Annotated in this window: 24 protein-coding genes and 1 pseudogene; 7 read left to right on the top strand and 18 right to left on the bottom strand. The window is 40.7% G+C overall.

The window, feature by feature from the left end; all coding sequences use genetic code 11:
* Positions 1-110: 110 nt before the first annotated feature.
* The 16 genes and pseudogenes from EV579_RS11130 to pta all read right to left on the bottom strand — a co-directional run bounded on the left by EV579_RS11130 (position 111) and on the right by pta (position 11,595).
* Positions 111-595 (bottom strand): annotated as a pseudogene (locus EV579_RS11130) (tetratricopeptide repeat protein).
* A gap of 40 nt (positions 596-635) precedes the next feature.
* The gene (gene lipL / locus EV579_RS11125; protein ID WP_133744453.1) at positions 636-1,481 is read right to left on the bottom strand and encodes an octanoyl-[GcvH]:protein N-octanoyltransferase; all 846 of its coding nucleotides are present in this window, start codon (positions 1,479-1,481) and stop codon (positions 636-638) included.
* A 224-nt stretch (positions 1,482-1,705) separates the two neighbouring features.
* Complete coding sequence (locus EV579_RS11120) at positions 1,706-2,101, bottom strand: SMI1/KNR4 family protein (RefSeq protein WP_133744452.1); 396 nt, start codon at positions 2,099-2,101, stop codon at positions 1,706-1,708.
* 20 nt (positions 2,102-2,121) lie between these two features.
* A complete protein-coding gene (locus EV579_RS11115; protein ID WP_133744451.1) occupies positions 2,122-2,391 on the bottom strand; it encodes a hypothetical protein in 270 nt (89 codons plus the stop codon).
* A 69-nt stretch (positions 2,392-2,460) separates the two neighbouring features.
* Positions 2,461-2,733, bottom strand: coding sequence for a hypothetical protein (locus EV579_RS11110; RefSeq protein ID WP_024423781.1), 273 nt, complete (start codon positions 2,731-2,733; stop codon positions 2,461-2,463).
* A gap of 29 nt (positions 2,734-2,762) precedes the next feature.
* Positions 2,763-3,125: a hypothetical protein gene (locus EV579_RS11105; RefSeq protein WP_122631697.1), complete on the bottom strand. Its 363-nt coding sequence runs from the start codon at positions 3,123-3,125 to the stop codon at positions 2,763-2,765.
* A gap of 333 nt (positions 3,126-3,458) precedes the next feature.
* The gene (locus tag EV579_RS11100; protein WP_133744450.1) at positions 3,459-3,854 is read right to left on the bottom strand and encodes a CDI toxin immunity protein; all 396 of its coding nucleotides are present in this window, start codon (positions 3,852-3,854) and stop codon (positions 3,459-3,461) included.
* An 11-nt stretch (positions 3,855-3,865) separates the two neighbouring features.
* Complete coding sequence (locus EV579_RS11095) at positions 3,866-5,401, bottom strand: T7SS effector LXG polymorphic toxin (RefSeq protein ID WP_133744449.1); 1,536 nt, start codon at positions 5,399-5,401, stop codon at positions 3,866-3,868.
* Positions 5,402-5,412: 11 nt separating this feature from the next.
* On the bottom strand, positions 5,413-5,691 hold the full coding sequence (locus EV579_RS11090; protein WP_133744448.1) for a YwqI/YxiC family protein: 279 nt from the start codon (positions 5,689-5,691) through the stop codon (positions 5,413-5,415).
* 4 nt (positions 5,692-5,695) lie between these two features.
* On the bottom strand, positions 5,696-6,094 hold the full coding sequence (locus tag EV579_RS11085; RefSeq protein WP_133744665.1) for a YwqH-like family protein: 399 nt from the start codon (positions 6,092-6,094) through the stop codon (positions 5,696-5,698).
* Positions 6,095-6,269: 175 nt separating this feature from the next.
* A complete protein-coding gene (locus EV579_RS11080; RefSeq protein WP_133744447.1) occupies positions 6,270-6,536 on the bottom strand; it encodes a hypothetical protein in 267 nt (88 codons plus the stop codon).
* A gap of 13 nt (positions 6,537-6,549) precedes the next feature.
* Positions 6,550-7,884, bottom strand: a complete 1,335-nt coding sequence (locus EV579_RS11075; protein ID WP_133744446.1) for a TRAP transporter large permease subunit — start codon at positions 7,882-7,884, stop codon at positions 6,550-6,552.
* Positions 7,885-7,927: 43 nt separating this feature from the next.
* Positions 7,928-8,806, bottom strand: a complete 879-nt coding sequence (locus EV579_RS11070) for an NAD(P)-dependent oxidoreductase (protein ID WP_133744445.1) — start codon at positions 8,804-8,806, stop codon at positions 7,928-7,930.
* A gap of 11 nt (positions 8,807-8,817) precedes the next feature.
* Complete coding sequence (locus tag EV579_RS11065; RefSeq protein ID WP_133744444.1) at positions 8,818-9,489, bottom strand: RraA family protein; 672 nt, start codon at positions 9,487-9,489, stop codon at positions 8,818-8,820.
* Between the two features lie 150 nt (positions 9,490-9,639).
* Positions 9,640-10,491 (bottom strand): MurR/RpiR family transcriptional regulator, encoded by an 852-nt coding sequence (locus EV579_RS11060; RefSeq protein ID WP_103131745.1) that lies wholly within the window; start codon positions 10,489-10,491, stop codon positions 9,640-9,642.
* Positions 10,492-10,623: 132 nt separating this feature from the next.
* Positions 10,624-11,595 (bottom strand): phosphate acetyltransferase, encoded by a 972-nt coding sequence (gene pta, locus EV579_RS11055; RefSeq protein WP_024423792.1) that lies wholly within the window; start codon positions 11,593-11,595, stop codon positions 10,624-10,626.
* A gap of 240 nt (positions 11,596-11,835) precedes the next feature.
* Here pta and hemQ point away from each other — a divergent pair, with 240 nt between their 5' ends.
* Complete coding sequence (gene hemQ, locus EV579_RS11050) at positions 11,836-12,606, top strand: hydrogen peroxide-dependent heme synthase (RefSeq protein ID WP_024423793.1); 771 nt, start codon at positions 11,836-11,838, stop codon at positions 12,604-12,606.
* A gap of 135 nt (positions 12,607-12,741) precedes the next feature.
* Here hemQ and EV579_RS11045 read toward each other — a convergent pair whose 3' ends face one another.
* Positions 12,742-13,710, bottom strand: coding sequence for an alpha/beta hydrolase family protein (locus EV579_RS11045; RefSeq protein WP_133744443.1), 969 nt, complete (start codon positions 13,708-13,710; stop codon positions 12,742-12,744).
* Positions 13,711-13,832: 122 nt separating this feature from the next.
* Entirely contained in the window at positions 13,833-14,312 is a 480-nt protein-coding gene (locus EV579_RS11040) for an Lrp/AsnC family transcriptional regulator (protein ID WP_133744442.1), read from the bottom strand.
* 145 nt (positions 14,313-14,457) lie between these two features.
* Between EV579_RS11040 and EV579_RS11035 the strand changes: the two genes are divergently transcribed.
* The 6 genes from EV579_RS11035 to EV579_RS11010 all read left to right on the top strand — a co-directional run bounded on the left by EV579_RS11035 (position 14,458) and on the right by EV579_RS11010 (position 20,557).
* A complete protein-coding gene (locus EV579_RS11035) occupies positions 14,458-15,690 on the top strand; it encodes an MFS transporter (protein ID WP_133744441.1) in 1,233 nt (410 codons plus the stop codon).
* A gap of 149 nt (positions 15,691-15,839) precedes the next feature.
* Positions 15,840-16,442, top strand: coding sequence for a type 2 periplasmic-binding domain-containing protein (locus EV579_RS11030; RefSeq protein WP_024423797.1), 603 nt, complete (start codon positions 15,840-15,842; stop codon positions 16,440-16,442).
* 1 nt (position 16,443) lies between these two features.
* On the top strand, positions 16,444-17,151 hold the full coding sequence (gene bacB, locus EV579_RS11025) for a 3-((4R)-4-hydroxycyclohexa-1,5-dien-1-yl)-2-oxopropanoate isomerase (protein ID WP_034281271.1): 708 nt from the start codon (positions 16,444-16,446) through the stop codon (positions 17,149-17,151).
* Complete coding sequence (locus EV579_RS11020) at positions 17,148-17,909, top strand: glucose 1-dehydrogenase (RefSeq protein WP_024423798.1); 762 nt, start codon at positions 17,148-17,150, stop codon at positions 17,907-17,909. The genes bacB and EV579_RS11020 overlap by 4 nt, the downstream gene beginning before the upstream one ends.
* A gap of 15 nt (positions 17,910-17,924) precedes the next feature.
* Entirely contained in the window at positions 17,925-19,346 is a 1,422-nt protein-coding gene (gene bacD, locus EV579_RS11015) for an alanine--anticapsin ligase (protein WP_133744440.1), read from the top strand.
* A gap of 17 nt (positions 19,347-19,363) precedes the next feature.
* On the top strand, positions 19,364-20,557 hold the full coding sequence (locus tag EV579_RS11010; protein ID WP_166644695.1) for a pyridoxal phosphate-dependent aminotransferase: 1,194 nt from the start codon (positions 19,364-19,366) through the stop codon (positions 20,555-20,557).
* The last annotated feature ends 9 nt before the right edge of the window (positions 20,558-20,566 follow it).

The raw sequence follows: 20,566 nt of genomic DNA, 5'->3' as shown, positions 1-20,566 counted from the left end.
CCTTCTTTCTTACGCCATAAATGACTATCACATATAAAATTCCATAACAAAGGAGGGGATTTTTTCATCACATTGCCCCTCCAAATCTATTCAAGCAGCCAAATCAACTATTATTTCCATAACCTATCTAATTGATTTGAATAAAAATCAATCGCTTTTCGATAACTTAAAATAGCAGGATCTTTTGTCGTTTCAGTTAAACAGTTCAGTAATATTTCCAATGCTTTGCTATGTTCCTTTAAATTATACAAAGTCATGGCATAGAACGTTTGAATCGCTTTGTTGTCCGGATAAGTTTCCATCCCTTTTAGGAATATCTGTTTTGACTTTTCATATTCTCCTAAAGTTCTGTATGTACTTCCTAACCCTAGTAAAGCGTCTTCTAGTTCTTCTGAAGACAATCCTAACTCAATGGCCCTTTCATAAAAAAAGACAGCTTGCCTTTCCTCTCCTAACAGGTCATAACTCCAGGCACATTGATAATGAATAGAGGCATCGTCTGGATACTCCTCTGCAAGATGAGACAGCATTTCATTTGATTCTTGAAGATGTCCACTTTTCGAAGTTCAATGGCTTTTTCAAGCTTTGTTTCCATCACTTCACCTCTACTCTTTTCAAGATGAAAAGGCTGATATTTATGAAAACACCTTTTCATTCCGTTCAATCATCCGCGTCATGTTTTTCTCAAATTCCAGCTGTTCTTCTGCGTTCAGGCCCGAGGCTGTCAGCTGATTACTAAGCTTTTGAAGCTCCTCTAGTAATAAACGCATGAGAAGCGTACAATCAATTGGTTCACCGATTAATTCTGATAAGGATGCCATCGTATCCGGCTGTATATCAGGAAATACTGCCTTCACTTCTTGCCGTTTATCCTTTAAGGCGGCGTCATAAAAACGGCGGATCAAGTCGGCACGTTCACGCCCGCTTCCATCTGCACACAAATAAATTTGCACAGCGACCCCACCGCGTAATCTACGCTGAGAAATGCCTGCAAATTTCTTTCCATTGATACTTAAATCGTAGCTGCCTGGACAATAAGAGCCGACTATTTCATAGGCTTCAATGTCCACCTCGTACATCGACAGCATCCGGCGGATCAAGTCCACCATCGCATCATATCCGCGGTCAATATCAATGCCCTTCTTTTGTTCCGCAAAGATTAAAGACACATTCAGTACACCTTCATCCAGCACCACAGCAAGACCGCCTGAGTTGCGCACAATCACACGATATCCCTCTTCCTCAAGCAGCTTTACGCCATCTTGGAGAAATGGAAGTCTTGTATCCTGAATCCCAAGCACAATCGTATTGTGATGCACCCAAGAACGGGCTGTCGCTGGTGAGAGGCCCTTCCCCACCGACGCGCAAAGCGTATCATCCATCGCAAAGGATTGCTTCGGGTCCACATAAAGACCGAGACTCGACTGATCGATGATACGCCATTTTGGCTGTGTCAGTAACTCAATAGGTTCATTTTTCATCTCCTGCATATCCTCTCGTTCATAAACTGTGTTTATTATAACATGTGATGAATGGAGGGAGAATGCAAAAAGCTCTATGACATTTGGCGTCACAGAGCGTGTCAGTTGGATGATTTGGTTTTCTTGTTCTTGCTTTTCATGTTGAAATATACAGAGATATCATAACCACAAAACCAGCAGAAATCCATGTATTCCAAAGCAATGTGAACATCTCCTTTAAGAGATTACACTTCTATGATACAGCCCTCACTCACCCATTTCAGAAAGTTATCGGCCATCAGCTCTGCATGCTGAGGGTCCATTACACCAGCATCCACGATCCATATCTTTTTCTCCTCTTCAGCCAGCCGCATGAGAAATACTTGCCCGCCGCCATCGTCGCCAATCGCCACATAGCCGCTTGCATATTGCTGAACCTCCCATGTTTTATTCCGTTCCACCATGTCCTCCGTCCCGTATAGAAGCACCTCACCGCCAATGGAACATCCATTTGTCTGTTTCAGCAAAGCCTTATAAGCACGGGGCAGCACCATGTTTAGCTGGGATTCTGCCTCTTTGATATGTATGTCACTTGCTGGTTTGTTCACGTGCAGAAGTGGGATTTCAGGTAAATTGATCATTTTTAAGAGCCTCCTCTATGTTAAGCAGTTGATTTTTTCATGACCCTTTTATACAAACGAAGGAGCACTTTTAAAAGAAAATAGAAAATGACCACATCGAGTATAAAACCCCACAATAGAAATTCAAAAGTATGATGTCCGTGCAAAACTAGCCAATCAATAGGGAAACCGCGATAATCAGCATCTGAGTGAGAAACTCCTCTCAGCAAAGCTGTTCCTATAACAATCAGAATACTGATACTTAATAGCCAGTTGGATGTTTTTTTGTTTTTGTGTTGTTTATGTTCCATATGCATTCCTTTCTCTGTTTTGCTGCCCGATACAAGAATTAATTCCAGTACTACAGACAACCGTCCTATCTATGACAGCATTTCTTTAAGCAAACTCTCTGCTTTATGTAATTCATCTAAAAAGGGGTTTAGATAGTCATTATAACTATCCAAATAAGCTCTCACCCCGCCAATGATCAAAATCTTTTGGAGATCTTCATTGTTCTGAATGATCCTTTCAGCAATTTTATATCTTTTGTATATTAATTGGAGAACACCTTGATTGATTTCTTGTGGATATTCTTTTTCTAGGATGTTGATGACTGTTTGGATTTGTTTTATTAGTTCTTCTTTTTTGTTCATTTAATGCTCCTTAAGACTTCAATCTCCTACTAATAAATATCTAATCGTTGACAATTAAAACTTATAAAATCGCCTTCATTTATATCTCCTGGTATATTGTAATCCAATTCTAATAAAAATCCGCCCACTCTCACTTTTTCATCACGCTTATCAATTAATTGTCCTAAGAAACTATAACTAAAATTATCATCTAATTTTTCAATTCTAACCTCTGCCACTTCTGCTTTCACTAAGTCTGACACATCTAAACAAAAAATAGGTTCTAATAGTTCACTTTCTTCAAGGTAATTTAATGGTTGAGCAAAACACATTAATTCCAGTTCGCCATCTGTTACAATCACATCAGCTTCTGAAGCTTCTTGTGAAATCCAGTTTATTTTTTTTATTTTCAATACGATCATCCTTTTTTTACTTCTTTGTCTTTACACCTAAACTTGGTACTTTTCAGAAAGTTCTTCAGCACAGAGTAGTTAAAATGCTTGTAGTAAGTCAAATAGTGATGGCCGGATTGATAGCAAAGAAAAAAGTAAAACCAGATATAGCAATCAAACTTAGAATGACCTTCACAGAAACATTTTAAAAATGCACAAGCTTACATTCAAAGATTATTTAACATTGCATCAAATAAAGTAGAAAAAGAAAGAATATCTTTTTTATTAACAATAATAAACATTTAAAAACCCTCAAAGAGACTCAAATTAATTCTTTTTGAGGGTTCATCTATTCTATTTCAATCCTACTTTTACTTCACCATCATGAAAAATTTCAATCGCATATCCAGAAGATGGTGAAAAAATCCACGTATCAAAACTGACAGCTGTAACATCATCTATAGCTTCAAATACTTTATCTAAAGTAGATTGGATAATTGGTAACGCCCCTTCATCCCAAATTACATAAACAATATCACTGTACTCATTCAGTTTTTGATTCAAAAAGGATCGTATTTCATCGAATGTATCCACTTGCTCATAAGAAGATATCTTCTTCCATTCAATTTGCCCCCAATCAGTAAAGGGAAAAGAATTTTCAAAATCATTTAATATTTGCTCTCTATTATCTTCATATAAAATATGTACATCCTCACCTATTGCCTCAATACACTCATCTAATAAACTCATCTAAAATCTCCTTATCTATTCAAATGTTTTAATAAAGATTTAAAAGTGCTTTCATTACCCTCAAATGGAATAGCAATCTTTCGAGCATTCGCCCCTTTACCATTACGAAAATCTTCAATATTTATATGTGGTCCCTTTTTAGGGTCATAATCTAATCTCCATCTTACTTTTCCGTCAGCGGACTGTCTACCAACGACTTTACCATATCCAGCACTCGACTTAAGCGTACCTGTATATGGTTGTGAATTGGGTCCTAGGTCTCCAACTATGTCTACTGTCTTATTTCTAGCTTGCTCATATGTTTTAACTTTATCTAATAATTGTTCTCCTCTTCCAATACCCTTTACTTTCTTCTCAACTTTCTTAGCTGCTTTCTCCCCTTTAATAATCTTAAAAACATATTTCCCCACTTTAACAATGTTGGTGCTTGGAACCATGTACACCCCTGATACCAAACGATCCATATCCGCGACTTTATCACCTGTTATCGGATCTCTTCCTGTAATAACCCGAATCGCGTCGTTTATTCCTGTAAATTCAACCGCTGTATTTAAGATATTTTGGGGTTGATCGCCTGTTTTTACATCAGAAATCGGTTTAACGCTCTCAATCGTTACTTTGTTTTTTTCTGATATTCGTAACCGATACAGCATTCCGTCTCGCATGACATCAACCGTTTTGGCATGTTCAAAGTTGATCTTTTTGTAATCATTTATGTTGTATACTTTTCCATTTAAGGTCAAGGTGGTTTGATTGATTTTACTAGACGGCGTTTCCCGAACAACCGTCTCCACATTCGCCTGTTGTTTCTCTTTCAATTTCTTCAGCATGATCATCAATGGATTGTCTTTTGGGGTGTTTATTTTATCTTTCAATCCACTGATGGTGCTGCTTACTTTCTCTTCTTTTCCATCTTTGAAAATAGATCCCTTTTGATAGCTCGTGATGTCGATTTTTGGGCCGGTGAACATGGTACTTAAGATATCTATGTATTGCTTCATTGTTTGAAGAGAGCTTTTGGTTTCATGTAAAGCACTTGTCTGCTCCCTGTCAAATGCATGAAGCAGACCTATGGTTCTTGAGGTCTCGAGCCATGCCTTTTGATAGTTCTGCTGAAACACTGATTCGTCTACATTTGGCAAATGAACAATATGACCAACTCTGCCGATGGCATGGTTTACCGCTGATAAAATTTCAGAAATCGTTCGTTCAGCTTTTTTTAAGCCTTGATCAAGATCATGTTCGATAAATGCTTGTGATATATAGCCGTGCTCATTTGATTCTAGTGCGTTAAGAGCCTGCTTTGTGTTTTTCAATGCGGCGCTATATTCCTCAATGACGACCTGAAAGAATTGCAGGAAGGGAATATGGCATTCTGTATAAAAGGCGCGGATGGCTTGTCCCGCCTCTCCCTTTAGTGCGCCATCGAGTGAGATGATGTGATGGATTTGTTTTTCTAGGGAGCTGATTTGCTGTGACTGCTGCTTTAACACATTCAGCGTTTGATCTATTCCGTTTATTAGCGCAAAGGCGTCCAGGGTTTTCATTGCGTTCTCCTTTATTTTCTTTTACTGCTGGAAGCAAGCGCCTTGTCCGTTTCAATCATGGTGTTCACCGCTTGTTCTGTTTGTACAAGCTGTTTCTGAAGAATGCCTATATAGGATGTACTTAATTCGTTCAGCTGCTGATTGATCTTTTCTAATGTGTCTACCGTCAGGAGCTGATTTCTTCCTTTGATGGTGGTTGGAAGGGCTGCATTCATTTGAGCGCCTGATTGTTTTGCATGCTGTAATACTTGTTTGACCTGACTGGCATCTATTTTAATTTCTCTCGTCATGTGACTACCCTCTTTTTTCTTCCAGTTGTTTCTGCTTTTCTTTCTCTATTTTTCTTTCAACCGAATGAATTTCATGTTCTAACGAATGGATATCCGATGTGAAATCACTGATTTTCTCATTGATTCGATTTAATAGATTGGTTAGCTGTACACCTTTTATTTCCTGACTGGCGGAAGCCATTTCGTCTCTAATGTCATCAAACGTGTCTGCCAAATGGCCAAACCATGTATGTGATGTCAGATCTGGATGAGTGATTTTTTTGCCGGCATCTGACAGGGCCCATTTTGCCTCTTTGATTTCTTTTCGACATATATTGAGTTCGATGATTTGTTCTTTTTTGATAGATATATCTGCCTTTAATGAATACAAGGCTGCTTTATATCCGATGATTGCTCCAGATATGGTCAAACACCTCTATTCCTTAAATAGTCCTCCGTTATGTTACCATTTACTAGCACAAGAGGCATATGATTGAAAGTGAATTGACCAAAAAATGAATCGTACGTATTGGGTTTTAATACCTATTTCTCGCGCACAAAAAAGCTGGATTCATTTACTGAATCCAGCTTTTTATTGCTTATTTGAGCGAATCACTCGCTGATGCAGATGGATGATCGCTAAATGCGGTGTCTTTCTTTTCAGGAATATAATTGAGAGAGAAACCAACAAGACTGAAAAAGGCACTTAACACCAATGTTGGGTTTTTGAATAGGTTCGTACTTGCAATGATCATATCTCCCTTTTGCAAAAGAATCCCTAGTATTTGACCGAATACCAACAGGGCTCCTGACGTTAAGAACAGGACAAGCAGCACTTTAAATAAAAATTCCATCAATGCTCTCATGTGTTTCTCCTTTCTATACTGGAAGTATTCCCATTCCGATGAGCCAACCAATTCCTACGATTGGCAGCATATAGTAGAGAATCAGCGGTATAAACGTTTTCTCCGGTCTGGCTCCTGCAAGACCAGAAGCAATGAAAATCGATCCTGATGCCGGCGGGGAAGCGCCTTCTGTTGATGAAAAAGCAAGAATGGCGACAACAGCCACAACTGGGTCCACTCCGACTGAGACTAAAGCTGAAAATGAGACAAGTCCAACAGCTGTTAATGTGGCTGTAGAAGATAATGGTCCAGCTACCAGCGTGACAAGAATACCCACAATGAGCACCATGAGCCATTTCGGAATGGTAAGTACTGATGTGATTTGCGTCAAATCTTCTGCCAATCCTAATTCAGCAAGCACCTGACTAGCAGCAACAGCAAACAGCATCAAGGCACCGATCGTTGTAAACTTAGGAATAGCCGACTTGAAAAACTGAGACCAATCTAGTGCAGACGCCTTTTTTCTCCCAATTGTTAAACTAATCAACATCATGAGAATCGGAATCCACGTAATTAAAGAAATTTGATCCATTGCCTCTGGTCCAATGTTTGGATTACTTTTCAAGTAGTTTGCCAGCGGACCTATCGTGACAATGATAGGAATTAAGGCACCGAAAAAAATAAAGATCGACTTCCACCCTTGTTTTACAGCTTCCCTAAAAGGAAGAATATCATCTGGCGGCATGGCCTGAATTTTATTCTTTTTCACCAGAATATACACTAGAATAAATCGGTATACAACTTGATACAGTCCTCCTATTAACAGGGCAATATATAAATCTCCCTCAGATACAAGGGCTGCAATTGGTGCAAACCCCAGCATGATAAACATGGAAGAGTTCGGAGGCAGTGCTGCCCCAAGTCCGCCATTCCCTGCTAAAATCGTGGCCGTATGGGTTCGGCTCCAGCCTGATTTAATCATCCAAGAGGCCGTGATAGAGCCAGTGGCAGCTGTGTTTGCAGAATTTGAACCTGAAAGAGCACCTAAGACTGCTGAACCTAACGTACTCATATAAGCCGCTCCACCAGGAAGTTTTCCTACAACCGAATTTAAGATTCGCAAGAGTGCATGAATTAATTCCAGCTTTTCGATTAAATAGGCCATGAATACAAATGCAACAGCTGCATAGAGCACCTCATATGTGGATGCAAATTTTAATCCATCCCAGAAAAGTCTTAATACATCCAATCCGCCAAATAATGTGGTTGCAATAAAGCCTAATAGCATGGCTTCTCCCATATTCCGCTTCACGACGACATTCCATATAATGATGACAGCTATGAATACAATCAACGCAATAAAACCCATATCGTTTTTTCGCCTCCCCTTCATTAAATAAAACGCTTACAATTTATTGCCCCTGCTGCATCACGTCAATGACTTCTTCCCAGCTGGCCGGCTTTTTCCCATTAAACCGTTCAACGAATTGAAAGTCTGCTAATCTCTCTAGCTTCTGTTGTGCTGCCCGAGACATACTGGCATCAACCTCTGCTTCATCCAGCATTTCAATAGAGCCAAGAAGCTCGATCGCTCGTCTTTTCGCATGAAGTGCACTCCCTGTCACAAGACGGTTCATGGTCTCTTCAAAACTTTTGCTATCCATTGTATCGCTAAGTGAAGAAATCACTTGTTGTTCCACGTTGTACTTTTTTGAAATTTCCAAAAATTCAACCATGAGACCAACGATCCCCTTCATATAAACGCTTCTGATCAGCTTCAAGGCCGAAGCATCTCCTGGCTGGTCACTGATTTTTTTAATATTCATGCCATAAGCATTCATTACTTTCATGAATTGGTCAGTTCCACTGCCGCTTGCCGTGATCGGAACCTTGTGTTTGTTAACTGGAAGAGGCCCTAGCATGGCAGCATCTACGAATAGAGCTTTTTGCTTTTCAATTTCGTTTGCCACTTGTTTTTTGATGTCTGGTGTTGATGCCGATACATCTACATATAATTGATTCTCTTTCAAACTTCCCGATACGGATTGGGCCACTTCTAAGGTTTTATTCGCTGGCACAGCAGCAATGACAATATTAGATTTCTCAATGACTTCACTAATACTGCTGGTTAATTGAACTCCTGTCTGCGATGCTTTTTCTTTCAACGCGCCAGCCAATTTCTCGTTTTGTAATAGTACATCATACGCATAAAAATGGTCTAATCCTTCTGTTTTCAATCCTGTTGATAACTCATATGCAGCTTCTCCATATCCAATAAAGCCTATCTTCATCACAGATTCCCCTATCCCTGATATTTTTTCATTCTGCCTTCCAGCCATGCCGGTGCTAAGAGACTGATGTCTTGCTTTCCTTCGTTCATATACTGTTGAATCGTTTGTAATCTTTGATTTTCATACGCTTGTTTCTCTTCCGCTAGTGTCAGCAGGTGTTCCGCCTTTTCCTTTGGTACGATGACGACTCCATCATCGTCAGCAATGACTAAGTCACCTGGTGCTACTTTGACACCGCCGCAAGAGATGATTTGATTTAATTCCCCAGGACCATCTTTAAAAGGTCCATTTGGCATAAACCCCTTACTGTATATCGGAAAAGCCAGTTCCTCTAAAGCGAGTTTGTCGCGAACAAGCCCGTCAATCACGATTCCTTCTATTCCTACAGCCTTTGCTACACCTGCCATCAATTCCCCTAAATATGCATGGCCCTTATGGTCTTTTCCATCAACAATCAGTACATCTCCTTCTTTCGCAGAGTAGATCGCTTGATGAAGAAATAAATTATCCCCTGGCCGTAAGCTGACGGTAAAAGCTGTACCTACTATATCCATGCCTCTTGCAACTGGTTTGATTTGATGATCCATCGCACCGGTGCTTCCCATCACATCTGCCAGCAAGGTCGAGTTCAGTTTTTTTGCCCGATCTATTAGATCATTTGACACGAATTGAACAGTACTCATTGTTTCCATCATCCCCTTTGAGTTATATTCGTTACACTAAATTTTATTAAAGTAATATATATTACTTTTGTGACACGATCATACCATCTCGATTTTATTTAGTAAAGCGCTTTCAAAAAAATCAAATGAAAAAAATGAGTCACCACACGACTAATGTGTTGTGTGATAACTCATTTTCGTTAACATATGATTGATTTGATCTAAACGAGGTTTTGTCCTTTCAGGATCATTAATGGCTAAGGCACTTAAAATGTAATCTACGATAAAGATAGCAGATACGACAGAGTTATGAGAGCCCGCACTTGCTGAGGAACATGGTAATACATATTGTGCATACTTAGTTAGTGGAGAGCTGTAGCTGTCTGTAATTAAAAGCACTTCCACCCCATATGACTTCGCTGCCTCCAGCAAGTCCTTTATACGCTTTGCATAGCGAGGATAGCTGACCGCTATAATGAAATCATCAGATTGAAAATGAACGAGTTCATCCACCCAGTCGCTTTTGTCCGCATCAATATATTGACAGTTCCCCAATAGCCGATTGATTCCAAATGACAGATACTCGCCAACAGGTCTTCCACTTCGGACACTTGTACACAGAACCTGGCGGGAGCTGGCTATTTTTTCAACAATATGCTGAAAAGTTTCTTCCGTGATATTGTCTAAAGCGTACTGGATATTTTGAAATTGCAGCTCGACATGATTATGCAGGAGCTTACTTTTATTTGAATGTTTGAGGTTCGCTTCAAGTCTCGTTTGAGGGGCAGCTTTATGCTTCATATTTGATTGAAGCTCTTTTTGAAGCTCGGAGAAACCGGAATACCCTACAGCAGCAGAGAATCTCATGATGGTCGCTGTACTCGTCCCTACTTTTGACGCCAATTTATCTACTGTTAAAAACGCGACCTCCATTGGATTTTGCACGATATAATCTGCAATTCTCCTTTGTGCCTCGGTTAATCCCGCAACCTTATGCTGAAGCTTATGTATGAAATCGTCCATTATAGCACCTGCCTATTCTATCGGCTTTATCTACGATCAAAATTTTTTCTTTTCCCCCCTATATTGTACACATTTGTCATCAAAAAAACAGCCAGCACGAATCTATCGTACTGGCTGTCTTTGTCGAGATCATTATAGTGCTTGAGCTGCTGTGATAAGCGCAAGGTTGTAAACGTCTTCGGCATTACAGCCTCTTGATAGATCGTTTACTGGCTGGTTTAAACCTTGAAGGATAGGACCTACAGCTTCAAAGTTACCTAAGCGCTGTGCAATTTTGTAGCCAATGTTTCCAGCTTCGAGGCTAGGGAAAACAAATACGCTGGCGTCGCCTTTGATGACGGAATCTGGCGCTTTTTTCGCTGCTACTGAAGGAACGAAAGCTGCATCGAATTGGAATTCTCCATCAAGTACAAGCTCAGGTGCCTTTTCTTTTGCAATGCGAACTGCTTCAGATACTTTTTCTGTTTCGTCTGATTTTGCTGAGCCTTTTGTAGAGAAGCTAAGCATTGCCACACGTGGTTCGATATCAAACATTTTTGCTGTGTTTGCACTTTCGATCGCAATTTCAGCTAGATCTTGGCTGTCTGGTGCAATGTTGATTGCGCAATCAGCAAACACATATTGCTCTTCGCCGCGAGCCATGATGAAGACGCCAGATGTTTTCTTTACGCCTTCTTTTGTTTTAATGATTTGAAGTGCTGGACGCACTGTGTCAGCAGTTGAGTGTGCCGCACCGCTCACAAGTCCGTCTGCAAGACCTTTATACACAAGCATTGTTCCGAAGTAGTTTTCATCCAGTAATGCTTTTCTTGCTTGCTCTTCTGTTGCTTTGCCTTTACGTCTTTCTACGAAAGCTTGTACAAGCTCTTCAAAACCTTCATATGTATGAGGATCATACACGTCAACACCATCAAGTGTAAGACCTAATTCTTTTGCTTTAGCTTCAACTTCTTGTTTTTTTCCTACCACAATTGGCTGCAATACTTTGCCATCTGCTAGTTTTTGAACGGCTGTTAGAATGCGTTCGTCCATTCCCTCAGGAAAAACGATCTTTACTCCTTTACCTGCAACCTTTTCCTGAACTGTTGAAAAAATATCTGCCACTTCAATACCCTCCTTGATTTTACAAAAAAAGCGTTCTCTTTTAAGCATACTCTTCTTCTACCTAAATTCAAACTACCAACTTATATTATAGCGCTTACAAATTAAATTCTTATTTTTCAAACTAATTTAATCAATTTTGAGAAAAGCTGTTTTTCTCGTTCAAGTTTTGATCACATCTCCATTTGGACAAACTATGTTATAGTTGGAACAGATGGAAAACTGTTAATAGGAGTGAAAGAAATGAGCGAACAACATACAACAAATGAAGCAGCTCAAACACTAGATGGCTGGTATGCGCTGCATGATTTTAGAACAATCGACTGGACAGCTTGGAAGCTGCTGACAAGTGATGAGCGCCAAGCCATCATTCATGAATTCACAGGTCTATTGGAAAAATGGAAGACAGCTGAGCAAGATAAAGCTGGAAGCCAAACAATCTATAGTATTGTCGGCCAAAAAGCAGATATTATGCTCATGATTTTACGTCCGACAATGGAAGAACTAGGTGAAATTGAACTCGAATTCAACAAGACACGACTAGCAGAGTTTACGATTCCAGCTTATTCTTATGTTTCAGTTGTTGAGCTCAGCAACTACTTAGCAGGAGGCGGCGATGGCGGAGATCCTTACGAGAACCCGCATGTACGTGCTCGCTTATATCCAGAGCTTCCTTCTTCTCAATACGTGTGCTTCTACCCAATGGATAAAAGACGTTCTGGCAATGACAACTGGTACATGCTTTCCATGGATGAGCGTAAATCTCTTATGAGAAGCCACGGTTTAATTGGCCGAAGCTATGCTGGGAAAGTAAAACAGATCATTACAGGTTCTGTTGGTTTTGATGATTATGAGTGGGGCGTTACCCTTTTCTCTGATGATGTGCTTCAATTTAAAAAATTGGTTTATGAAATGCGCTTTGATGAAGTCAGTGCACGCTACGGCGAATTTGGTTCATTCTTTGTTGGAAACCGATTAGCAAACGAGCAGCTGGCGTCTTATTTCCATGTATGATAAACTCTTAAGGCTTCGGATCTTTCCGAAGCTTTTTTATGTATTTGTTTAGAAAGGTGATCACATCTTCATTTTCAGGATAAGTAAGAAACAAAACTCCTAACTCACAACAATACAGTGTGGAGTAACATCATTTTATTTCTTTAGCCTGCTTTCAATAAATTGAAGTGTGTCAGCTGCTATTCTATTTCTAGATAGTACAATTCCAGCATGCCCACAACTGTATACGTGCCTTTTAGGTTGATTCCATCTATTCCACAGAGTATCAGCATCGTTTATGTCAATATACATGTCATATTTTCCTGATATTAAGAGTACATTTTCTTTGTCTACGAGAAGTTTTGCTTTACTAGGGTTCATAATATCCCAAGCTTTGTCGAGTTCTTCATACGTTGTCCCATGTTCCTCCAGATCTCTTCGTATATACTTCCCAGGAAGAGTGTTCCAGATGGAATGCGCAAGATTGTTCGCATAAAAAGCTGATACAACAATATTCACGTCTTTCTCGACTGTTGCTAATAAGTTTGTTAGCCATCCTCCTAAACTCATACCAACTACGATTATGTCCCCACCTTCATTTTCCTTGATCCATTTAATCAGCCCTCTAAGTTCAACAATAGCTTGCTGGGAGGATTGCACTGTTCGACTTATATTGGCGCTAATCATGTGTTCACCAGAATATGTTGAATTTTGTGGTTCCCTATCGAAATGATAAGGCAGCGTGTAGTAATACATATTCCAATCATAATGTTTAACGATTTTATTGTAAAAAATCTTCTTGATTCTGTCGTATGAATCCATTCTCCATCCATGTACAAAGATTACATTAGGCTTGTGCTTTGACTCTTTTCGTAAAAACACTTCCCCAGAAACCTTGTCATTCTTATCTTCACCAGATTTGATGCTTGAATTAAAAGAAAATATTCCACTTTCTAAGTTTGCTGTATGGTTATCGATGTGAAATTGTAAATCAATTGGCTGAGCACTAAAAAAACGTTCCCTATTACCTACGTCAATAGGCAAATTATTATAGTGACTTTCTTTGCTTCTTGTTCTGTGCATATCCATTAATGCTGCGTAATCTATTACTTTTAAAAGCTTCAAAAGAATGAACTCCTTTAATCTCAAATTATTACTATACAAATATTTCAGTATAAAAAGCTGAAAAGAATACAAAGGGCTAAAATAAAAATCATTTTAGCCCTTTGTCAACAATCTGAAACTTTTTATTTCACCACGGTCATTTTTGGCTCTTCTATTTGTTTCACACGTTCCTGAATGGGATGAGAAAAAGATTGCTCTGACAAGACAATATGTGAGACAGTTTTTGTAAATCCAGATACTTCTTGAATAAAGGCTTCAATTTCTTCAAGAGAAGAAACTGACAGCTTAATGAAAAAGCAAGACTGCCCTGCCACTCGATAAGCAAAAAAGGCACGTGGATGCTCATTCATAAAAGTCACAAAACGCTGATACTCCCCATTTAACACCGTAACTTCCAGCAGGCAGTCAATCAGAAGCCCTAATTTTTTATAATTGACCTGAACAGAATACCCTTCGATAATCCCTGCATCCTCTAATTTACGCACTCTTTCTGCTACCGCAGGTGCTGATAAATTCACTCGTTTGGACAATTCCCTCATGGATAAGCGGGCATCTTCTCTCAATTCATTTAAAATATGCACATCTACATCGGTGATTTTCATTCGTACCTCTCCTGTCCAAAAATCGTTCCATTTGAAAAGTATTTTATGATAATACTTATGATGCGAAATGTAAAATAAAACTAAATAATGGTAGAATTTATTTTAACGGAATTGAATGAAAAAGCAAGTATGGAGGGATCACTTGATGAAAGAATCTTTAGACAGCCAGGCTTCTAAAACATTTCCCATCACACTTGCCATCGCACTCACACTTGGCGTTTTTGCTGCGGGATCGGAAGAGCTGGTAATTTCACCACTGCTGCCTGATTTATCAAACTCCTTTCAGCACTCTCTTGATGTTCTCGCTCTTTCCATCAGCATTTATGGGTTAGCTGTGCTCGTTGGGGCTCCGCTGCTCGTTCCTTTAGGGGACCGGTATTCAAGAGAGCTGTGTTTGATGATTGGGCTGTCTTTCTTTTTGATTGGAACAGTGATGTGTGCTGCTGCCCCAAATTTGGCCGTGTTTTTTGCAGGCCGTGCTATTTCTGGGCTGGCGACTGGTGTATTTGTGCCAACAGCCTATGCTCTTGTGGGCGACCGGGTTCCATATGAATATCGCGGCAAAGTGATGGGACTCATTGTATCGAGCTGGTCTCTTTCTCTTGTCCTTGGTGTGCCCATTGGCGCCTTTATTGGTCAAAGTTTGAACTGGCGCTGGACATTTTGGATTTTCGCCATGATGAGCCTCGTTGTCCTGCTGCTCGTCATCCTTGAATCTCGAAAACAAGTCGCAGCAGCTGATCCGAAGGCATCTCAAGCTAGGGAGAAATCAGGCTCTATATGGGGGGCTTTAAAAATCGACCGAGTCCCTGCCTATTTGACCGTGACATTTTGTAACATGCTTGGATTTTATGGCATGTACTCATTTTTAGGGGCTTACCTGCAAAGTCTGTTTTCCGGGGGTCAATCAACAGCTGGACTTCTGATCATGGCTTATGGCGTTGGTTTTTCCATGAGTATATTTACCGGGAAATTAGCTGATTGGTTTGGCAAAACACGCTCACTTTTCTTTGTGCTGGGCGGCATTACGCTCGTTCTTGCCTTACTTCCTTATGCACCGTTCTCATGGACATTGCTCATTTTCGCTTTATTTATTTGGGGTGCCATGCAAAGTTTATCTGTCACGCTTTTGAGCACCGTCCTGAGCGACTGCTCTCAAACCCACCGAGGCAAAGTGATGGCTTTTTACAGCCTTGCTTCCAATCTTGCCGTTATGCTTGGGTCCGCTCTGATGGGACCTGTTTATGTCCATTTCGGCTATCATACGGTAGGGCTTGTATGTGCACTCATTACGCTTGTTGGTTTTCTCATCAGCTTCGTCAGCTATAAACGCGAAAAAACTTTACAGCAGAAACATAAAAATACATTTGAAACGTGAGCTCATTTCACTGCACATCTCGATATGTGCAGTTTTTTAGATCAATTTTTAATATCATCATAAAATACATTTTTTATAAATTTTGTTGACAATTGCCAATTTTATTTTTTATAATCTAGTAAAAATTTGAAAAAGATTGGATGGTAAACATGATCTTAAAGAATGATGTTTTTCATTTCAAAGAAGAGCCCATCGTTTCACCTAAGATGTTTACAGTCAATACATTAGGCCCTAAGGGGACAAGCAGTGAATATGCAGCAAAACATTTCATCTCTCATTCCACCACTACACTCGGCACCCATACGAAACTATCCCTTTACGACACATTCGAAACTTGCATTGAACATACTCTCTCTAACGCACTCCAATACACTCTCGTTCCACACGCATACGAAGGAATCAAACACTTCTACATGAGACCTGACCTGCAGCTTTTACAAATATTCAGATGTGACACGCCCATGTATGGGTTGGCTGTAAGACCAGATTTCCCCTTTCAAGAACAAATGCTTCACCATTTAAAAATTGTTTCTCATCCTGCACCTGTGAATTTGATTCAATATTTTATTCATCAAAATGCTGAATTTGAGCTTGTCAATTCTACAAGTACAGCCGCACAAAAGGTAAGAGACGGAGAATTTGATTTTGCTTTAACCAATGAGGTGGCAAGAGCTACATACGGGCTCACCTTCATTCGAACATTTAAAAGCATTCCTATGAGCTGGTCTATATTCGGAAAAGGAGAGATGTAACATGACAACTGAACAAAAGGTGCAAGAATTATATTTTCCTCAAGCGAAAAAACGAGAATGGGATAATGGTGTCATCCAATATTCTACTGTCAGAGGCGATACGGAAGTGTTAATTTCATACGTCCCTCCTCACACGATCATCGAACCTCACGAGCATCCAGAAGCACAAATCGGCATCGTATTAAAAGGCGAGCTTCAAATGACGGTCGGCCAATCGACCCAATTGCTGACCCCATTAGAATCTGCCTATATTGCACCACCATTCGTTCCTCACGGCGCATCAAATCTAACAGATGAAGAAGTGATCGCCATTGATATTAAGAGATTAAAAGATGGCGAAGAATATACGGCTCCTCCTACTTATTTCTTAGACATTTTCAAAACGCGTGATTTACTTCCTGGCATGGAAGTGACTTTTTTTGTAGAGGACTGGATGGAGCTTATGATTGCCAACATTCCGGGAAATGGCGGGGAAATGCCTTTTCATAAGCACCGTAATGAACAAATCGGGATTTGTATTAGCGGTGGGTACGATATGACGATTGAAGGCTTTACAGAAAAGATGGAATTTGGCACGACTTACTTCTGTGATCCAAAAGAAGATCACGGCGCCATTAATCCAAAGCCAGAAGCATCAAAGTCTATTAATCTCTTCTTCCCTCCACGCTATAACCGCTTAAAGCCAAAAGCGTCTAAGGTGAAGAAATGAACATTGCCGGAAAAGTGGTCCTGATTACAGGAGGTGCGTCTGGGATTGGGCTTGCCGCCGTCAAGCTTTTCCTTGAGCACGGAGCAAAAGTAGCAGTTGCTGATATCAATGAAGATAGCGGTAAACAACTCGTTGAATCATTGCCTCATGAACATGCTGCGTTTTTCAAAACAGATATTACAAATGAGTCTGACTGTCAAAAAACCGTTCAATCCGTGCTGAGCCAATTCGGGACAATTGATGTTTTGATTAACAACGCAGGCATCGAAATTGTCTCACCTATTCACGAGATGACACTGGAGGATTGGAACCACATTCTACAGGTCAACCTGACTGGTGTATTTCTTATGAGTAAGTATACATTGCCCCATATGCTTGAAAAGAAAAGCGGAAGTATTATTAATACTGGATCTGTCGGAGGTCTCGTTGGCTGGCCTGACATTCCTGCATACAACGCAACAAAGGGCGGTGTCATCCAGCTCACCAAATCGATGGCGATCGACTATGCCGCTCATCAAATCAGGGTGAATTGTATCGCCCCAGGCATCATTGATACGCCATTAAATGAAAAATCCTTTTTAGACAATCATTCAGAAAGTCTTGAGGTTGTCAAAAAGGAAAAAGCAAAGGTGAATCCCTTGCTTCGTCTCGGAAAACCCGAAGAAATTGCGGGCGTGATGCTGTTTCTCGCCTCTGATCTATCCAGCTATATGACTGGAAGTGTTGTCACAGCAGATGGCGGATACACCGCTAGATAAAAAGGAGTGCTTTCATTGAGTAAAAAAACCGTACTTGTCATTGCTGACTTAGGAGGATGCCCGCCCCATATGTTTTATGAAAGCGTGGCAGCATCTTATCATATCGTTTCTTATATCCCGAGACCCTTTGCCATTACAAAGGGTCACGCTGAACTAATCGAAAAATACTCCATTGCTGTCATCAAAGATCGTGATTATTTTGAGACACACCCTTCTTTTGAACACCCTGATTCTATTTACTGGGCACATGATGATTATCTGAAATCAGAGGAAGAGGTGGTGGAAGACCTAGTCCGTGTGGCTTCCTTTTTCAAAGCTGATGCCATCACCACCAATAATGAATTATTCATTGCTCCAATGGCAAAAGCAGCTGAGCGGCTGGGACTGCGCGGCGCTGGGGTAAAAGCAGCTGAAATGGCACGTGATAAAAGCCAAATGAGGGCTGCATTTAACGCTGCTGGTGTCAAAGCGGTGAAAACTCAGCCTGTCACGACTTTAGCTGATTTCCAGCAAGCTATTGAACATATCGGGACACCGCTTATTTTAAAGCCTACATATTTAGCAAGCTCCATTGGCGTGACCCTTTTTCATGACAAAGCCGGCAGTGATGATCTCTTTTTAAACGTACAATCCTACTTGCAAACGATTCCCGTCCCAAACGCTGTGACATATGAAGCACCATTTGTCGCTGAAACATATTTAGAGGGTGCTTACGAGGATTGGTATCAAGAGGATGGCTATTCCGATTATGTCAGTGTAGAAGGGTTCGTCGTGGAGGGGGAATATATCCCTTTTGTCATTCATGACAAGACCCCTCAAATCGGTTTTACAGAAACGGCTCATATTACTCCCTCGATCCTAGACAATGAAGCCCAGCAAATTATCATTGAGGCAGCAAAGAAGGCAAATGAAGGGCTGGGCCTTGAAAACTGTGCGACCCATACAGAGATCAAGCTCATGAAAAATCGAGAAACGGGACTGATCGAATCCGCAGCTAGATTTGCTGGCTGGAATATGATTCCGAATATCAAAAAAGTGTTTGGGGTGGATATGGCTAAGCTGCTGATCGATGTATTAGTCGATGGAAAAAAAGCGGAGCTGCCAAAAGAGCTGCTTTCTGGACATACGCATTATATAGCAGACTGCCATTTATACCCTCAGCATTTCAAAGAAAGCGGACACATACCGGCAGAGGCCACACATATCACCATTGATCATATCCATATTCCGCAGGATGCTTTAGTTGGAGATACTGTGATCGTCAGTAAATCCGTCCCGTCCAAAGGCACCTTTGTCGATCTATCTTTATTTGAAGCCTTTAACGGCATCGTGTCGCTTGAGTTAAAAGGGTCATCCTCACAGGATGTTTCCGCATCCATCCGCAACTTACAGAAGCAAGCTGCCATTCATTTAATGGATGAATTAGTGAAGGGATAGAAAGAGAGGATAACGTGGTGGAGATCTTACCATCTAACATGATTAAACGGCTGCCAGAACAGAAATTTGGAACCGTATTTGAGAAAATTGCACAAAAAGCACAAAACGGAGCGAACATCATAAACCTTGGTCAGGGAAATCCCGATCTTCCTACTCCTGCACATATCGTAAGCGCCCTTCAAGAGGCAGCAGCCACTTTGCAATTTCAGCAATATGCACCTTTTAGAGGCTTCGACTTTTTCAAGCAAGCCATTGCAGATTTCTACAAAAAGGAGTTCGGCACTGAGATAGACCCACAGAAAGAAGTTGCTCTTTTCAATGGAGGGAAAACAGGCCTTTATGTCATGAGTCAGTGTCTGCTTGACCCTGGGGACGTTGCCCTCATCCCCGATCCAGGATACCCGGAATATCATTCTGGGATCTTGATGGCAGACGCTAAGCCCTACTGCATCAAACTTGAATCGAAAAATGGCCATTTGCCAAATCTCTCTTCAATTGATCCGGAAGTGCTTAAAAAGGCAAAGGTTCTTTTCTTAAATTATCCGAATAACCCAACAGGTGCTGTGGCAAATAGTGCATTTTTTGAAGAGGCTGCTGATTTTGCATCGGCTCACGGACTGCATGTCATTCATGATTTTGCCTATGGTTCATTTCATTATGAGCAAAAACCAGTAAGCTTTCTGAACGCTCCTCTTGGGAAAAGCGTAGGAGTGGAATTATATTCTCTATCCAAAACATTTAATATGGCAGGATGGAGAGTCGCTTTTGCTGTAGGTAATGAGGACATCATCCAAGCCATTAACGCCTTCCAAGATCATGTGTTTGTCAGTATGTATGGCGGATTTCAACAAGCAGCAACCGTCGCCTTGCAAAGTGATGACAGTCACATACAATCATTAAAAGAGGTCTACCTTGAACGAATTCACTTCTTCATCCGTCAGGCCGAAAAGCAGCTAGGTTGGTCCATCGAACGTCCAGCTGGCGCCTTTTATTTATGGGCTCCCATCCCTGATGATTTTGAACATTCTCATGCATTTGCTGACTATTTACTCGAACATACTGATGTTGTTGTCACGCCTGGGGGTGTGTTTGGAGCACATGGAAGCCGTCATGTCCGCATCTCAATGGTTGCTCCAATTGAACAGCTTGCCCTGTTTATCGACCGGCTTCGCATCCTTCCGATTCGCTTTAATCAAAAAACCCGCATATAGCGGGTTTTT

Source organism: Bacillus sp. BK450 (assembly GCF_004364885.1).
Lineage (GTDB): Bacteria > Bacillota > Bacilli > Bacillales > Bacillaceae > Bacillus > Bacillus safensis.
Note: the sequence above shows the minus strand (reverse complement) of the source record. Positions and strands in the feature narration are given on the sequence as shown.

What these genes read in the sequence shown, in the direction of transcription:
- lipL (WP_133744453.1), bottom strand. Translation starts at nt 1,481, where the DNA reads ATGAAAAATGAACCTATTGAGTTACTGACACAGCCAAAATGGCGTATC.
- EV579_RS11120 (WP_133744452.1), bottom strand. Translation starts at nt 2,101, where the DNA reads ATGATCAATTTACCTGAAATCCCACTTCTGCACGTGAACAAACCAGCA.
- EV579_RS11115 (WP_133744451.1), bottom strand. Translation starts at nt 2,391, where the DNA reads ATGGAACATAAACAACACAAAAACAAAAAAACATCCAACTGGCTATTA.
- EV579_RS11110 (WP_024423781.1), bottom strand. Translation starts at nt 2,733, where the DNA reads ATGAACAAAAAAGAAGAACTAATAAAACAAATCCAAACAGTCATCAAC.
- EV579_RS11100 (WP_133744450.1), bottom strand. Translation starts at nt 3,854, where the DNA reads ATGAGTTTATTAGATGAGTGTATTGAGGCAATAGGTGAGGATGTACAT.
- EV579_RS11095 (WP_133744449.1), bottom strand. Translation starts at nt 5,401, where the DNA reads ATGAAAACCCTGGACGCCTTTGCGCTAATAAACGGAATAGATCAAACG.
- EV579_RS11090 (WP_133744448.1), bottom strand. Translation starts at nt 5,691, where the DNA reads ATGACGAGAGAAATTAAAATAGATGCCAGTCAGGTCAAACAAGTATTA.
- EV579_RS11080 (WP_133744447.1), bottom strand. Translation starts at nt 6,536, where the DNA reads ATGAGAGCATTGATGGAATTTTTATTTAAAGTGCTGCTTGTCCTGTTC.
- EV579_RS11075 (WP_133744446.1), bottom strand. Translation starts at nt 7,884, where the DNA reads ATGGGTTTTATTGCGTTGATTGTATTCATAGCTGTCATCATTATATGG.
- EV579_RS11070 (WP_133744445.1), bottom strand. Translation starts at nt 8,806, where the DNA reads ATGAAGATAGGCTTTATTGGATATGGAGAAGCTGCATATGAGTTATCA.
- EV579_RS11065 (WP_133744444.1), bottom strand. Translation starts at nt 9,489, where the DNA reads ATGAGTACTGTTCAATTCGTGTCAAATGATCTAATAGATCGGGCAAAA.
- EV579_RS11060 (WP_103131745.1), bottom strand. Translation starts at nt 10,491, where the DNA reads ATGGACGATTTCATACATAAGCTTCAGCATAAGGTTGCGGGATTAACC.
- hemQ (WP_024423793.1), top strand. Translation starts at nt 11,836, where the DNA reads ATGAGCGAACAACATACAACAAATGAAGCAGCTCAAACACTAGATGGC.
- EV579_RS11040 (WP_133744442.1), bottom strand. Translation starts at nt 14,312, where the DNA reads ATGAAAATCACCGATGTAGATGTGCATATTTTAAATGAATTGAGAGAA.
- EV579_RS11035 (WP_133744441.1), top strand. Translation starts at nt 14,458, where the DNA reads ATGAAAGAATCTTTAGACAGCCAGGCTTCTAAAACATTTCCCATCACA.
- EV579_RS11030 (WP_024423797.1), top strand. Translation starts at nt 15,840, where the DNA reads ATGATCTTAAAGAATGATGTTTTTCATTTCAAAGAAGAGCCCATCGTT.
- bacB (WP_034281271.1), top strand. Translation starts at nt 16,444, where the DNA reads ATGACAACTGAACAAAAGGTGCAAGAATTATATTTTCCTCAAGCGAAA.
- EV579_RS11020 (WP_024423798.1), top strand. Translation starts at nt 17,148, where the DNA reads ATGAACATTGCCGGAAAAGTGGTCCTGATTACAGGAGGTGCGTCTGGG.